This window comes from Rheinheimera soli (genome assembly GCF_031457405.1).
Lineage (GTDB): Bacteria > Pseudomonadota > Gammaproteobacteria > Enterobacterales > Alteromonadaceae > Pararheinheimera > Pararheinheimera soli_A.
In genome coordinates, this window is sequence record NZ_JAVDWR010000003.1 from 298837 (window position 1) to 313924 (window position 15088).

16 protein-coding genes are annotated in these 15088 nt (G+C 48.1%); 15 read left to right on the plus strand and 1 reads right to left on the minus strand.

What is annotated here, in order from left to right:
• Positions 1–43 precede the first annotated feature (43 nt).
• From J2W69_RS07790 to J2W69_RS07855, 14 genes are all read left to right on the plus strand, one after another.
• Positions 44–688 carry a hypothetical protein gene (locus J2W69_RS07790; RefSeq protein ID WP_310276311.1) on the plus strand — a complete coding sequence of 215 codons (645 nt, stop codon included), beginning with the start codon at positions 44–46 and terminating at the stop codon, positions 686–688.
• Between the two features lie 104 nt (positions 689–792).
• Entirely contained in the window at positions 793–1077 is a 285-nt protein-coding gene (gene ftsB, locus J2W69_RS07795) for a cell division protein FtsB (RefSeq protein ID WP_008898114.1), read from the plus strand.
• Complete coding sequence (gene ispD / locus J2W69_RS07800) at positions 1074–1775, plus strand: 2-C-methyl-D-erythritol 4-phosphate cytidylyltransferase (protein ID WP_310276316.1); 702 nt, start codon at positions 1074–1076, stop codon at positions 1773–1775. The genes ftsB and ispD overlap by 4 nt, the downstream gene beginning before the upstream one ends.
• Positions 1772–2254, plus strand: coding sequence for a 2-C-methyl-D-erythritol 2,4-cyclodiphosphate synthase (gene ispF / locus J2W69_RS07805; RefSeq protein WP_310276320.1), 483 nt, complete (start codon positions 1772–1774; stop codon positions 2252–2254). Before ispD ends, ispF begins: the two co-directional genes overlap by 4 nt.
• The gene (truD, locus tag J2W69_RS07810; RefSeq protein ID WP_310276322.1) at positions 2254–3306 is read left to right on the plus strand and encodes a tRNA pseudouridine(13) synthase TruD; all 1053 of its coding nucleotides are present in this window, start codon (positions 2254–2256) and stop codon (positions 3304–3306) included. Before ispF ends, truD begins: the two co-directional genes overlap by 1 nt.
• A gap of 28 nt (positions 3307–3334) precedes the next feature.
• On the plus strand, positions 3335–4087 hold the full coding sequence (gene surE / locus J2W69_RS07815; RefSeq protein ID WP_310276324.1) for a 5'/3'-nucleotidase SurE: 753 nt from the start codon (positions 3335–3337) through the stop codon (positions 4085–4087).
• A gap of 3 nt (positions 4088–4090) precedes the next feature.
• On the plus strand, positions 4091–4729 hold the full coding sequence (locus J2W69_RS07820) for a protein-L-isoaspartate(D-aspartate) O-methyltransferase (protein WP_310276327.1): 639 nt from the start codon (positions 4091–4093) through the stop codon (positions 4727–4729).
• Positions 4730–4746: 17 nt separating this feature from the next.
• Positions 4747–5325, plus strand: coding sequence for a YqaA family protein (locus J2W69_RS07825; RefSeq protein WP_310276329.1), 579 nt, complete (start codon positions 4747–4749; stop codon positions 5323–5325).
• 3 nt (positions 5326–5328) lie between these two features.
• Positions 5329–6177: a peptidoglycan DD-metalloendopeptidase family protein gene (locus J2W69_RS07830; protein WP_310276332.1), complete on the plus strand. Its 849-nt coding sequence runs from the start codon at positions 5329–5331 to the stop codon at positions 6175–6177.
• 99 nt (positions 6178–6276) lie between these two features.
• Positions 6277–7275 carry an RNA polymerase sigma factor RpoS gene (gene rpoS / locus J2W69_RS07835; protein WP_310276335.1) on the plus strand — a complete coding sequence of 333 codons (999 nt, stop codon included), beginning with the start codon at positions 6277–6279 and terminating at the stop codon, positions 7273–7275.
• A 167-nt stretch (positions 7276–7442) separates the two neighbouring features.
• Positions 7443–8894, plus strand: coding sequence for a circularly permuted type 2 ATP-grasp protein (locus J2W69_RS07840; RefSeq protein ID WP_310276338.1), 1452 nt, complete (start codon positions 7443–7445; stop codon positions 8892–8894).
• Between the two features lie 3 nt (positions 8895–8897).
• Entirely contained in the window at positions 8898–9857 is a 960-nt protein-coding gene (locus tag J2W69_RS07845) for an alpha-E domain-containing protein (protein ID WP_310276341.1), read from the plus strand.
• Positions 9858–9859: 2 nt separating this feature from the next.
• A complete protein-coding gene (locus J2W69_RS07850; protein WP_310276343.1) occupies positions 9860–12331 on the plus strand; it encodes a circularly permuted type 2 ATP-grasp protein in 2472 nt (823 codons plus the stop codon).
• A gap of 62 nt (positions 12332–12393) precedes the next feature.
• Entirely contained in the window at positions 12394–13275 is an 882-nt protein-coding gene (locus tag J2W69_RS07855; RefSeq protein WP_310276347.1) for a transglutaminase family protein, read from the plus strand.
• On the opposite strand, the gene J2W69_RS07860 is transcribed toward J2W69_RS07855, so the two are convergent.
• On the minus strand, positions 13239–14156 hold the full coding sequence (locus J2W69_RS07860) for an AraC family transcriptional regulator (protein WP_310276350.1): 918 nt from the start codon (positions 14154–14156) through the stop codon (positions 13239–13241). The two genes, J2W69_RS07855 and J2W69_RS07860, sit on opposite strands and share 37 nt — an antisense overlap.
• A 137-nt stretch (positions 14157–14293) precedes the next feature.
• On the opposite strand from J2W69_RS07860, the gene J2W69_RS07865 reads away from it, so the two are divergent.
• Positions 14294–15049 carry an SDR family oxidoreductase gene (locus tag J2W69_RS07865; RefSeq protein WP_310276353.1) on the plus strand — a complete coding sequence of 252 codons (756 nt, stop codon included), beginning with the start codon at positions 14294–14296 and terminating at the stop codon, positions 15047–15049.
• The last annotated feature ends 39 nt before the right edge of the window (positions 15050–15088 follow it).

Sequence of the window (15088 nt, forward strand, 5' to 3'; positions counted from 1 at the left end):
CTGACCCCTTGATTGGTTTTACTCCCTTGATTACCATCAACGGATGAAAAAACATTCAGCCGATCAACATCAGCTGTGGCATGGCCCGGCGCAGGACCTGAATTATACAGAGCTTTGTAATGCTTTGTATGAACGGGAATTAATGCGTTATGCCAAAATGCCGCCCGAATTTTTCGCCAGTCTGCAAAAACGTTTAGCCAGTTTACCTTTTTATATCCGTCGCGCTGCCAGCAGTATTTTGTCACATAAATCCCCACTTGAAATTGATAGCCAGAATGCCAGTTGGATGGGACGTCAGAGCCCACAGTGTCCGGCCAAAGAGCAGGGTATTGAACAAATTGAGCAGTTTTATTTAAAACACAAAAAATTGGCTTTGATAGTGCCTGTGTATCAGAATCAGCAGTCTCTGGAGACAGTTTGGCTGGATTCAGTGGATGAAATTGATCTGGCTGGACAACGACTGCACTGCAACGAACATGGCTGGTTTAGTTTTAATGGCACGCCACTCACCGACGAAAACAGCGATAAATTCCTGCTTAAGCCAACCAAAAGCTTAATGACAGCTGCTTGTTGTGGTCATCAGTGGCTCAACAGCGAGCGCAAAATACCACGAGTGCTGAGTTTAAGAGAGTTATTGCTGGCCAGCCGGCTGAATTGGCAGAACTTTGCTAAGCCTTTTCAACCTTAAGCCGCATTTTTCCACAGCAAGCCTTTGTTTTCGGCTTTATTAGGGCTTTCCAGTCTGGCCGATAAGCTTCATAATACCTTTATCTCTTTATTTTTTGGTTCGTTATGCGCCTGTTAGTTTTATTGCTACTTACGCTGCTTGCAGCACTTCAATACCGCTTATGGCTTGGCCAGCACAGCGTGATGGAGTATTGGGCACATAAAACTGAATTGGCTAAAATGGAACAACAAAATGAAGTACTGACCAAACGTAATAAATTACTCAAAGCGGACGTCACCGATCTGCAAATAGGTTTGGATGCTATTGAAGAGCGAGCCCGCAATGAATTGGGTTTGATCCGACATGACGAAGTATTTTTCCGGATCATTACCCCTCTGGATAAAAAATGACCGCTGTTCCTGCTATTGCGACTGTGATCCCGGCCGCTGGTGTTGGCAAACGAATGAAGGCGGATAAGCCCAAACAGTACTTGCCGCTTTGTGGTCTGACTGTGCTGGAGCAAACTCTGCATCGGCTGAAACAAGTTCCTGCGCTGCAACAATTTTTTCTGGCGTTAAGCCCGGACGATCCTTATTTTCCTGAATTATCTGTAGCTGCTGACCCACAGATCCAACGAGTGGAAGGTGGTGCGGAGCGCGCTAATTCAGTGCTTAATGCTTTACTTCAAATTGATGCCAAAGCCTATCCCTGGGTGCTGGTACATGACGCTGCCCGTCCTGTGGTGCGGGTCAGCGATATCGAACTTTTAATTGATAGCTGTATCGAAGCTGGTCAGGGTGGCATTTTAGCTACGCCGGTGCGGGATACGATGAAACGAGCCTCTGACACTGCAGAGCAGACTGTAGAGCACACTGTAGATCGAACCGGTTTATGGCATGCTTATACCCCTCAATTATTTCCCACCGCTTTACTCAGGGATGCACTGCAGCAGGCTTTAGCTCAGGCTGTGGCTATCACTGATGAAGCCAGCGCTATGGAATGGGCTGGACTGCCTGTGCTTCTAGTGCAGGGGCATGCTGACAATATCAAAATTACTCAGGCTGAAGATTTAGCTTTGGCCGCTTTTTATCTGGAGCATTCTGTATGATGCCGTTTCGTATTGGCCACGGTTTTGACGTGCACGCTTTTGGTGGCGAAGGCCCTGTTACTTTGGGGGGCGTAAAAATCCCTTATCAGCAAGGTTTGCTGGCGCACTCTGACGGTGATGTAGTGCTGCATGCCGTATCAGATGCGTTATTAGGCGCCATGGCCTTAGGTGATATAGGCCATCATTTCCCTGACACAGACGCAGCCTTTAAAGACATAGACAGCCGTATTTTATTGCGCAAAGTCTTTGCTGATGTCAAAGCTTTGGGTTACGAAGTCGGCAATCTGGATGTGACTATTATGGCGCAGGCGCCAAAAATGGCTCCTTATGTCTATTCAATGCGTGCCTGTATTGCGGAAGATTTAGTTTGTGGTTTATCGCAGGTCAATGTCAAAGCCACCACCACTGAAAAACTGGGTTTTGTCGGTCGTAAAGAAGGCATAGCCGTAGAAGCTGTAGTGCTGTTGGTGAAGTCCTGATGCAAAAAAAAGTGGAGCTGCCAAAACTAAGTTATTTATACGGCCAGCCTGAAACTACAGCCTTATTGCGTGTACAACCTGATGACTTTATTGTGGTTGAGGAGCTCAGTTTTACACCCACTGGCGCAGGCGAGCATATGCTGTTGCTGGTGGAAAAAATTGGTCAGAATACCCAGTATGTCGCTAAGCTGCTGGCAGAGTTAGTCGGCTGTAAAGCCCGTCAGGTCAGTTATGCAGGTTTAAAAGACAGGCACGCTGTAACCCGTCAGTGGTTTTGTGTACCAGTACCAATCAAGCAACAGCTGAACTGGCAGGAATGGAACATTGAGGGCGTTAAAATCCTCGATACTATCCGCCATCAGCGCCGGTTAAAGTTAGGCTCGATAAAATACAACGAATTTAGTCTGACCTTACGGGATGTCAGCGATATTCCGGCATTATTGCAGCGCTTAGAGCTGGTGAAACAAGGTGTACCTAATTATTACGGCGAACAACGTTTTGGTATTCAGGGTGGTAATTTAGCTTTAGCCGAACAGCTGTTTTCTGGCGGTGGCATTGAAGATCGGAAAATACGTGGCTTAGCGCTGTCGGCCAGCCGTTCTTTTTTGTTTAATCTGCAGGTCGATGCACGGGTCAAAGCTGGTACTTTTAATCAGATTTTGACTGGCGAAGTGGTACAACTGGATGGGTCAGGCTCCATTTTCAAAGTACCGGAAGTGGATGATACTCTGCGTCAACGTTTGTCAGAAGCTGATATTCATCCAACAGCAGGCTTGCCTGGTTTGGGTGAGCCATTAATCACAGCGGACGCACTGGCTTTTGAGCAACAAAGCCTGCAGCTGTGGCAACATTGGGTCGACAAGCTGGCACAACTGAATGTCAGAGCCGAACGGCGCTCCATCCGGGTGTTACCGGCAGAATTGAAAGCCGAAGTACAAGATCAGAATGTAAAAGTTAGCTTTAAACTTTATTCCGGTTGTTTTGCCACTTCCGTATTACGGGAGCTGGTGAATTACCAGGACGTACAACGTAATTACGCCACACTGGATTAAGTGATTTTTAGGCGAAGGCGGATGAACAATGCGGATTTTATTAAGTAATGATGATGGCGTTTACGCCAAAGGCATACAGGTTTTGCACAAAGCCCTGGCAGAAATTGCAGAGGTGACCACAGTAGGACCTGATCGCAATTGCAGCGGTGCCAGTAACTCGCTAACGCTGTTGAATCCTTTGCGTACTCAGCTATTGGACAACGGTTTTATTGCAGTCAATGGCACCCCCACAGACTGTGTGCATTTAGCCATCAGTCAGCTAATGACCGATGCTCCTGATTTGGTAGTGGCTGGTATCAACCACGGTGCTAATTTAGGCGACGATGTGCTGTATTCAGGCACAGTGGCGGCCGCCACTGAAGGCCGGCATTTAGGTTTGCCTGCTATTGCGGTGTCTTTAGCCGGGCGTGATGAACAGCATTTTGCGACTGCAGCTTATGTTACAGTACAGGTGATTAAAAAATTAAAATCCCATCCGCTGCCTGCGGACCAGATTTTAAATATTAATGTGCCCGCAGTGCCCTTAGATCAACTTCGTGGTATTCAGGTCACTCGTTTGGGGCGGCGGCATAAAGCTGAAACTATGCAAAGTTCAAACGACCCTTGGGGCAGACCTATTTATTGGTATGGCTCCTTAGGACCGGAGCTTGATGCAGGTCCTGGCACAGACTTTTACGCCATAGCTCAGGGTTATGCTTCTATCACACCTTTGCACGTGGATATGACAGCCTATCGCAGCATGGAATTATTAACGGACTGGTTAGATGGAATTGAGTGTTAAGTTATGGCAGTAGTCACTCATCGTAGTGCCGCAGTTTTGGCACAAAAACTTCAGCAGGATGGTATTCAGGACAGTCGGGTTTTGTCTGCTATTGCACAAACTCCACGACATTTATTTGTCGAGGCTGTATTGGCTCACAAAGCCTATGAAAATACGGCTTTGCCTATAGGCCAGGGCCAGACGATATCCCAGCCTTATATAGTGGCAAAAATGACCGAGCTGTTACTGCAATCCCAGCAGTGTCAGAAGGTGCTTGAAATTGGTACTGGCTCTGGTTATCAAACCGCTGTGCTTGCTCGTTTGTTTTCACAGGTTTGTAGTGTTGAGCGGATAAAGTCATTGCAGTTTCAGGCCAAACGCCGCCTGCAACAGCTGGATTTACATAATGTGTCGATGAAACATGGCGATGGCTGGCTGGGTTGGGCCACCAAAGCCCCTTTTGATTGCATCATAGTCACAGCTGCGCCTCATGAGGTGCCACAAGCCTTATTACAGCAGCTTGCTGAAGGTGGCCGTCTGGTGATCCCAGTGGGTGCTCAGGAACAGGTATTAAGAGTTTTTACCCGTATGGGTGATGAGTTTGAACAAAAAGATGTCGAGGCGGTACGTTTTGTGCCATTAGTGCCGGGCGAACTGGCTTGATTAAAAGGACAATGTAGTTGAAAATTTTTCAGTGGATGTACGACAAAGCTTTAGTCTGGGCCAGACATCGACACGCCGAACGTTACTTAGCGGGGCTAAGTTTTACTGAATCCGTCATTTTTCCTATTCCACCTGATGTGATGCTGGCGCCTATGGCATTAGCCCAGCCAGAGAAAGCCTGGCGTTTTGCCTGGGTCACCAGCTTGTTTTCAGTACTAGGCGGCATCTGTGGTTACTTCCTTGGGTTATGGTTATATGAACCCGTTGTAGTGCCTGTGGTTGAGTATCTGGGTTACCAGGAGACTTTTGCTAAAGTAGAACATTGGTTTACGACTTACGGCGTGTGGGTAGTGTTTATCGCTGGTTTTTCACCTATCCCCTATAAGTTATTTACTGTAGGTGCCGGCCTGATGAGCATGGCATTTTTTCCTTTTGTGATCGCTTCTTTTGTGGGTCGTGCCAGCCGGTTTTTTCTGGTAGCAGGATTAATGTATTGGGGTGGTGAAAAAATGCAGCAAAAATTGCGCGATATAGTGGACTGGCTGGGCTGGGGTACCGTAGCTTTGGGCGGTGTTTTATATCTGGTGTATCGCTAACTGATGAAACTCTTTAGTCTGTGTTGTCTGGTTTTGGTGTTAAGCGCTTGTAGCTCAAGGCAATCGCCAGCACCCGTCACCACACTAAATGACATCAAAAATTATTATAAAAAATACCCTCAAGGTCAGTCTGGTTCTGTGCATACAGTGCAGCCGGGCGATACCTTATACTCCATTGCATTTCGTGCAGGTATGGACTACCGGCAACTGGCAAAATTAAACAATATTGCGCCACCTTACCGTATTTTAGTTGGTCAAAAGATACATTTTAATAACATTCCATTATCATCTTCCGCGCCTGAAAGACCTGTTTCGGCGGTAAAGAGCCAGAAAAGTACGACCAGTACTGTAGAAACAGCAAAACAAAGCCAAAGTAAATTAACAACTGCTAACAAAGCGGTTGCGCGCAACAATCAAACGGGTTATGTTCAGAAGCAGACAGTAAAGGAAAATGCAACTTCAGCAACAAATTCTGTTTCCAGTTCTAAAGTGCGGTGGGCCTGGCCAGTTCGTGGACCTATATTGGCAGGGTTCTCCAACGCTGAACATGGAAACAAAGGGTTAGATATAGGGGGGAAAGCAGGTACTCCTATAAAAGCAGCAGCAGCTGGTGAAGTGGTTTACGCGGGTAACGCATTAAGAGGCTACGGCAATCTGGTGATTATCCGGCACAATGACGACTTCTTAAGTGCTTATGCGCATAACCGTAAATTGCTGGTGAAAGAGCGTGATACTGTTGTAAGCGGGCAAACTATAGCTGAAATGGGCAACACAGATGCACCCTCTGTCCGGTTGCACTTTGAAATCCGTTTCCGTGGTAAGTCCGTTGATCCAACACGATACTTAAAATAATTAAATACAATAATAAAAATATCACCCCGGAAGGGCGAAGAGGTAAGGAAACCAGGCAGTTCAGGTGATACCCAAAGCTTGTAGAAGTGGGAGAAGGAAATGGGCCATAAAGATGAAGATGATGTAATCGAATTCAAAGAAGCTGAATTGACGGATGACGTTAGTTTAGCCGATGACGATAACGCTGAACCCGATTTAGCCGCTTTAGCTGCGGAAGAAGACAATACCCCAGACGACGTATTTACCGCCAATGATAGCGCGCGAGCTATGGACGCTACTCAGATTTATCTGGGTGAAATTGGTTTTTCCCCGTTATTATCCGCCGAAGAAGAAGTGTATTTTTCCCGTCTTGCGCTCAAGGGCGACAAAGCTGCCCGTAAACGTATGATTGAAAGTAACTTACGTTTAGTGGTGAAAATTGCCCGCCGTTATATCAACCGTGGTTTGGCTTTGCTGGATCTGATCGAGGAAGGCAATTTAGGCTTAATTCGGGCTGTGGAAAAATTTGATCCTGAACGTGGTTTTCGTTTTTCAACTTACGCCACCTGGTGGATCCGCCAAACTATAGAGCGGGCCATTATGAATCAAACCCGTACTATTCGTTTGCCTATTCATGTAGTGAAAGAGCTGAATATTTACCTGCGGGCTGCCCGTGAGTTATCACAGCGACTGGACCATGAACCTACACCTGAAGAAATTGCAGCAGCATTGGACAGGCCTGTCGAAGAAGTACGCAAGATGTTGAAACTGAATGAAAAAATAACTTCAGTTGATACTCCTGTTGCAGGATCTTCAGAAAAGCAATTACTTGACGTATTGGCTGATGAAAAAGAGCTGGGCCCTGAGACCGAATTACAGGATGCCGATATTCGTCAGCATCTGGTGATATGGCTGGACGAGCTGAATCCTAAACAGCGCGAAGTATTAGCCCGCCGTTTTGGCTTATTAGGTTATGAACCCTCTACGCTGGAAGATGTAGGTAAAGAGATAGGTTTAACCCGTGAACGAGTGCGGCAAATTCAGGTGGAGGCATTACGTCGCCTGCGTGAAATTGTCACTCACCAGGGGCTGAATATCGAAACTCTATTCCAGGAATAACGCTCTCTGCTAAAGGGGGTTTGCGTCACTGATCGCACAAGATCTGTGACGCAAGCCCCTTTTGTTTTTGTGCTGGCATAACCCTTGCTCTTTTCTGATACAGAACTAAAAAAAACAGGCCTTGAACTGATGATGTTCGGCTTGTATCGGACGGGAAGGAGTCGCCAATGGGTGCAAAAAGTTTTGGGCACTATCAACAAATTGACCAGTGTTTTGATGAGCTGGTGCAGGCGGACGGACAAATACGACCACCAGCTGCGGCTATAGCCCGTTTTATCGACCGCCACGGTTCTGCTGAGTTAATTCAAAGACAAGAGCAGTTAAATCAAACAATTAGCGCTATGGGTGTTTGTTTTACCTTGTATTCAGATGGCAACAATATCGATCGCTGCTGGCCTTTAGATGTGATGCCTCGGACCATCCCAAGCTCTGAATGGCAAAAAACCAGTGCTGGCCTGAAGCAACGCTTAGCCGCTTTGAACCTGTTTATTGACGACTTGTACCATGATCAACGCATTCTCAAAGAGGGAATAGTGCCAGCTGACTTAGTGCTGGATTCACGCAACTACCTTGCACCATGTAAGGGCATTTCGCCCCGTTATGGGGTGTGGGCTAATATCTGCGGGACCGATCTGGTGCGGGATGGCTCTGGTCAGTTTTTAGTATTAGAAGATAACTTGCGGGTGCCATCCGGTGTGTCTTATATGCTGGAAAACCGCACTGTGATGAAAAGGGTATTTCCGGAATTATTCGCCGACTCCTTTATCTACCCTGTAGACGACTACCCGCATCAGCTGTGGCGTATGCTGGCGTCTTTATCGCCTCGCCCGGGTGATGTGCCTTGCATAGTGCTGTTGACGCCTGGTGTTTATAACTCTGCCTATTTTGAGCACAGCTTTTTAGCCCAACAGATGGGAATAGAGTTGGCAGAAAATACCGATTTACTGGTGCAGGACGACATTGTTTATCTGAAAACCTTGCACGGCCTGCAGCGGGTGGACGTCATTTACCGCCGGGTCGACGATATTTTTATCGACCCAGAAGCCTTTAGGCCAGACTCAGTTTTAGGTATTCCGGGTTTGATCAAAGCTTGGGCCAAAGGCAATGTGTCTATTGCTAACGCACCTGGCTCGGGTGTAGCCGACGATAAAGTGATTTACGCTTATGTGCCAGAAATCATCAATTATTATCTGGGTGAACAGCCACTGATCGACAATGTTCCTACCTATTTGTGTCTGGATAAAAAACAGCGCGAGTACGTATTGGCCAATCTGGACCAACTGGTGGTGAAACCTGCGAATGAATCTGGTGGTTACGGCATTTTAATAGGCCCTCGTTCGACCAAAGAAGAGCAACAACAAATGGCACAAGCCATTAAAGCCAATCCACGTAATTTTATTGCTCAGCCCACTCTGGCGTTATCCACAGCTCCTACCTTATGTGATGGTGTGCTGGAGCCCCGGCATCTGGATTTGCGGCCCTTTATTTTGCAGGGCAGAGATTTGTATTGCACCACTGGTGGGCTAAGCCGGGTGGCGCTGAAAAAAGGCTCTTTGGTAGTCAACTCGTCGCAAGGCGGCGGTAGCAAAGACACCTGGATCATTAACGATGAGGTCTGATCTATGTTATTAAAATCTTTGGATCATATGTTCTGGTTAGGTCGTTATCTGGAGCGGCTGGACGACACGGCGCGCTTAATTAATGCCACCAGCCATTTGCTGATCGACAGCCACAAAGACAGCCAGTTCAGTTGGCCATTATTGCTGGATGTGTTAGGGCAAAATGGTGCTGAACTGTTAAGCCAGTTACCCGAAAGCGATTTGACGATTGAGCAGCAGGTGATGGGCTTTTTAATCACAGATGCCGACAGTGAAGTGTCTATCCGCTCGGCCTGCACTGCGCTAAAACAAAATGCCAGAACAGTGCGACAGCTGATCCCACGTGATATGTGGGAAGAGCTGAATTCACTGGATTTGTTTTTACAGCAGCATTGCCAGCAGTTGCAGGGACGTCAGCACAGATACCGCTTAATGACTGAAGTCAGCCGTCGCTGCCAGATGGTGGTTGGCGTATTGGACGGCACTATGCTGCGTAGCGACGCTTTTGATTTATTTAATATTGGCCGGCACTTAGAGCGGGCCGATATGACCACCCGTATTATGGATGTGATGGTATTGCAGCAGCTGCAGCCTACGGATATCAAACGGCCACGTTTTCGCTGGACTTCAATTTTAAATGCGTTAGGCGGCGTAGAGTCGTACCACTATTATCTGGCGCATCAAAGCACAGAGGTGGATGCAGTGGATTACTTGCTGACTTACGCTGATTTTCCACGTTCCATCGCTTACTGTTTGCATCGTGTGGCGGCTTCAGCCAAAGGCTTACCTCATAGTGCTGCTATATTGCAGCGGGTTTGGTTGTTGCAGGACTTGTTAAAAACACAAAGCTTAGCAGAACTGACTACAGGGCAGCTGCATCAGCTGATTGACCAATTTCAGACAGGGATTATTGAATTGCATCAGGTGATTAGTACGCCAAATTTGGAATTTTCCACAGAGCTCAGCCAGCAAATGTCGGCCTGACAATGATAGAAAACCAAGCGTTTAACGAACCGCAGTGCTGGGTTGATTTGCCACAGTGGCAGCAGTTGCAACTCTGGTGGCAGCAGCAAAGCCAGGATCAGTTGGTGCAGCTGCATACCGACTTGCAACATCAGTTGCGGGAAAATGGTGCCACTTTTGACCCCTGGCTGGAGCAACAACGTCAGCTGGATTTAATGCCATGGCTGATTAGTGATGTGCAGTGGCAACAGCTGCAGGCAGGCGTAAAACAGCGCCAATTGTTGCTTGCTTTAGTACTGCAGGATTTATATGGCCCACAGTTACTGATACAACAAGGAGTGTTGCCAGCTGAACTGATTTTCCAGAACAAAAACTACCTGTTGCCTTGCCATCAGTTGGTACCCACTCATCAACAGTGGCTGAGTTTGCTGGCGGTCGATATTGGCCGTGATGAGAGTGGTGCCTTTTGTGTGTATGCCGATCAAAGTCAGATGCCGGCAGGCTTAGGTTTTGTGTTGGAGCACAGGCTGGCATTTAACCATTGTATAGGGGAGCTGAACCACAGTATTGGCAAAAGCCAGTTGGCAGGTTTTTTCCGTAAATTGCAGCTGGTGTTTGCGCAGGGCACAGGCCATACCGCAGAGGGGCGGCGGCCGCTTTGTGGTTTATTGACCCATGGCAAGCGCGATGCTGCTTATTTTGAACATGCCTTTTTAGCCAATTATTTAGATATAGCCCTGATGCACAGTGCCGATCTGATGTTTAAAGATGGTGCTTTGTGGCTAAAAACAGTCACAGGTTTACAGCAAGTCGACAGTCTGATGCGTTATTTACCTGATGCTCGTTGTGATGCGCTGGAATTGGATCCCGATTCAACAGGCACTGCAGGTTTATTACAAAGTATTCGCCAGCAGCAGTTGTTTTGTGCTAATCCGCCAGGAGCCGCCTTGCTGGACTCTGGCGTGTTATTGCCTTTTTTACCAGAGCTGTGCCGCGCACTATTAAATGAAGAATTACTATTACCCACTACAACAGCTATCTGGTGTGGCAAAGCAGATCAGTTGCAGTATGTACTTCAAGATGCCGCACAGTATAGATTCCGCAGAATAGACACCAACCAAAGCTGGCTTTGGGCTGAACTGGACCCGCTGCAACAACAGCAGTTACAGCAGCAACTAGAGGCCGAACCCACACTTTTTATTGCTATCCGCTTGTTGCCCTTAAGCGCTGTGCCGTGCTGGAACGCGAATCAAGGCCAGCATCAGCAGTATGGGGTGTTGCGTTTATTTGGTTTATTGTCTGAACAACATGCGCCTGCGGTAATGCCAGGTGCTTTGGCACGCATCAGCCCTGATGCAAAAGGTTTGCAACATCAGTACGGTATGGGCTTTGTGGCGAAAGATGTCTGGGTGCTGGCTGATCAGGATCATGCAGTCAGCTTGCTGCAAAATACCCAAAAACGCATATTGTTATCCCGCCATAGTGGCTTGCTGCCAAGCCGTGTCGCTGATCACTTATTCTGGCTGGGACGGTATAACGAGCGGCTGAATTTAGTCTGCCGTGCTTTACGCTACACAGTGCCGCTTTTAACCAGCTTTCAGGTGACAGGTGGTCAACAAAATGACAGCAGAGCCTTAGTCCGTTTTTGCCTGCAGGCCAATGGCACTATGCCGGGTAGTGCAGCTTTGAGTTCGTTGCAACAAACCAGCGCTTTACAGCAGGCTTTAAGTGAATTGTTTTCACTGCAGCACCCGGCAGGTTTGGCGCAGGTATTAAAAAATTTATTGTTTAATGCGCAGTCGGTGCGGGAATACTTCAGTGAAGACACCTGGTATGTGCTGGATAAATTACAGCTGGCGCTGACGCAATGGCCGAATCCACTGAACTGGCAGCAGCCACAGCAAATGGTGCGTTTGCTGGATGAAGTCATATTATTGCAGACCGCTATTTATGGTCTGAATAACGAAACCATGAGTCGTACTCAAACCTTAAGATTTATGGATTTGGGTCAGCATATGGAAAGGGCTTTGCAAAGTGTCACCTTATTACAGGAAGTCTTTGTCTTTGATCAGGGCCGTAACTGCAGCGCTTCGTTGATGGAGTCTGTATTGCGTATGACCGATACCTTAATGACCTACAGACGTCGTTATAAAACCGAGCTGCATCCGCTGGCGGTGATTGATTTGCTGCTGCTGGATGACAGCACACCACGTTCAGTGGGTTATCAGTGTGCAAGGCTTGCCAGTCAAATACAGCAACTGCCTAAACCCGGTGCAGCTGCAGTTTTAAGCCGTGAGCAAAAACTGGCAGTGGAACTGGTATCTTTACTGCAACTGGCTGAACCTGAACACTTATTTGATGATCAGTTGCAGGCTACACCAGAGCTGAGTCATTTATTACAGCAGTTGCATCTTGTGCTCAGGCAATTGTCCGACAGCATTACCTTGTCCTATTTCAGCCATGCGGAAGCGGGCAAATCCTGGCAGAGCTTTTAAATGGGCATTAATTTGAATTTCAGGCGGGCGGGGACAAGCCCCGCCCCTACAAGGCCGAACTTATGAAGTACCAGATCCGCCACCTGACCCGTTATTGCTACCAGCATCCGGTGGCCAACAGTTACAACTTAGCCTGCCTGCGACCACGGCAATTGCCGACGCAGGAGCTATGCAGTTTTGAGCTACAGGTGTCGCCAACAGCCTCTTCGGTTTATGCCAGAACTGATACCTTTGGTAATACCCAGCATTTTATCCATTTACAGCCACCCCATCAGCAACTGGCGGTGAGCGCTTTTTCAGTGGTGGAAGTATTACCACGCCAACGCAGTCTGGCTTTGGATTTAACTCAGCCCTGGCCAGAAGTCGCAGCTTTTTTCCGCCAGCAACAAGGCTATTCGTCAGAGCAACTCAAAGCACTGTTATGCACAGGTCCAAGCCGGATGATCCCTGTACTTGAGGAAACAAAAGCGCTGATCCAAAGCATCGCTGACCCGAAGCTTACCGTATTGCAGCTGGCGCAGCAGTTAACTGATTTGATATTTCAGCAGTTTGAATACGACCCTGAGTTCAGCTCCGTTGTCACGCCTGTGTCCGAAGTGCTGCTGCATAAAAAAGGTGTCTGTCAGGATTTCGCCCAACTGGCGGTCAGCTGTTTGCGAGCCTTAGGTATTCCAGCAAGATATGTCAGTGGATATCTGGAAACCACACCGCCGGACGGCCAGCCACGTTTAATAGGAGCTGATGCGTCTCATGCCTGGTTTGCTGTGTACGATCCTGAACTGGGTTGGGTCGATTTTGACCCGACCAATAATCTGATGCCGGCTGAACGTCATATCACCCTTGCTTATGGCCGCGATTACGCCGATGTTGTACCACTGAAGGGCTTGCTGCAAGGCCATGGTGTGCATCAGTTAGAAGTGGAAGTGGATGTAGTGCCTGTTTGAATTGTGCTGGTTTTTCCTTGTAGCGTATCTTTTTGCGGAGTCAAGCCAAACATCCTGCTGTATTCACGGGTGAATTGTGGCACGCTCTCGTAGCCTACTGCAAAAGCAGCGCTGCCAGCTTTTAGACCTTCTGCGCGCATTAAACGCCGTGCTTCTATCAACCGTAATTGCTTCTGAAATTGCAGCGGTGACAAAGAGGTCACAGCGCGAAAGTGCTGATAAAAGGATGAAGGGCTCATGCCTGCAATAGCAGCCAGTTGTTCCATCTGCAGTGGCTGACGAAAATCGGCTCTGAGCACAGCCACGGTTTTGGCTATTTGTCTGATATGACTGTCCTGATAGCCAAGTCGCTGAATGGCAGCGCCATGGCGTCCTGCTAACAACCAGTAGTGCATTTCCCGCACCAGTTGTTTGTGCAGCACTGGCACCGCCTCTGGCCTGTCTAACAAGTTCATCAGGCGAAAAGCAGCGTCTGCTACTTGCTGATCGGTAGGTTGAATCTGCACCGGATGCTTTGTACCTGGTCCGGGCTGTACCATTTGTTCCGTCAGTTCAGCAATCACACTCAGATCCAAATCCAGCACCAGTGAGATATAAGGGGCATCAGGGCTTGCCTCTGTAATTTGGCTGATGGTTGGTACATCGGCACTGATCAGCAAAGAATCACCGGCACTAAAATCAAACACCTCTGAGCCCATCACCACTTGTTTACGGCCCTGCAACACCAGACAAACCAGTGGGCGCGAGATGGCATATTCGAGCCCGCTTGGGGTATTCGAACGAATAGTGGTCAGGCCGGTAATGGGCGTTTGTGCAAGTCCATTTGGGTTGGCATAAGCCTCAACATAACGGCGCACAGTGTTCAATAGCGTATCTTTCATAGGTGTAACTCTAGGCTATCGGAGTTAACGTCGCCAAGAGCTTTGGAGAATTATGCAAAAAATGCGGATCTTCGGGTAAAGACCCTTAAGCAGCTTTTCTTTAGCATGCACTGGTCTTAAACCACAGGAGAAACCGCATGACTAAAATTGCCTTAGTAACAGGAGCCAGCCGTGGGCTTGGCCGTAATACCGCACTGAATATTGCCCGTCGTGGCGCAGATGTCATCATCACTTATCAGAGTCGCGAGCAAGAGGCGCAAGCTGTAGTGACAGAAATCCGCGCTATGGGACGCAAAGCTGTTGCTTTACAACTGGATACAAGCGCTGTTGCAGGTTTTGCCAACTTCGCAGCACGGCTGCGCACTTTGCTTACTGATATCTGGCAACGCGATACCTTTGATCATTTGGTAAATAATGCCGGTCACGGTGACTATGCGCTCATTGAGCACACCACTGAAGCTCAATTTGACCAACTGGTGAATGTGCATTTTAAAGGTGTGTTTTTCCTGACGCAGACACTGTTGCCTTTGCTGGCAGATGGTGGCCGTATTGTGAATTTATCTACTGGCTTAACACGGGTTTCAGCTCCTGGCTGGGCTGCTTATGCTGCAGCCAAAGCCGCAGTGGAAATGCTGACCGTCTATATGGCAAAAGAGTTTGGTGGCCGTGGTATAGCTGTTAATACGGTAGCGCCAGGTGCGATAGAAACCGACTTCTTTGGTGGTGCAGTGCGTGATACGCCGGACTTTAATAAGTTCTTCGCGGATATGACGGCTTTAGGTCGGGTCGGAGTTGCTGATGATATAGGCCCTATGGTGGCCAGTTTATTGTCGGAAGATCAGCGTTGGGTCAATGCCCAGCGTATTGAAGTCTCAGGTGGGCAGGGTATTTAAGCTGCTTATAGCTGCACCCAGCCGTTAAGCGGGTGCAGC